Here is a 295-nt window from a genome sequence, read left to right as displayed (position 1 = left end):
GGGGAAGTTCGCCGCGAGCATCAGCAAGGCGGGTGACGGCATCGCCTTCGAGATCAAGGAGGGGGAGGTTCCCGCGGACTCCACGCTGGTGCTGGCCGTCACCAAGAGCGAGGACGGCGACTCCGCGCCGCCGTCCACGACCTCCCTGCAGATCGTCAAGGGGACGGTCGCCCCCTGCGAGCCCATTTCCGCGCCCACGCTCCCGCCCGCTGACAACGGCACCGGTGGAGCCACGGACAAGCAGGACAACGGCCCCACCCTCGACCAGGGTACGGAGGAAGGACAGGGTGTCACG

The 295-nt window shown here is 69.5% G+C and carries 1 protein-coding gene; it reads left to right on the top strand.

Features of this window, described 5'->3' with window-relative positions:
• A partial coding sequence (locus HCN51_RS57890; protein WP_168022247.1) for a hypothetical protein occupies positions 1–295 on the top strand: 295 nt, incomplete at both ends.

The organism is Nonomuraea composti, assembly GCF_012034275.1.
In the GTDB taxonomy this organism is placed as follows: Bacteria; Actinomycetota; Actinomycetes; order Streptosporangiales; family Streptosporangiaceae; genus Nonomuraea; species Nonomuraea composti.
The sequence above is the reverse complement of the archived record's forward strand: the minus strand, read 5'-3'. Positions and strand labels throughout refer to the sequence as shown.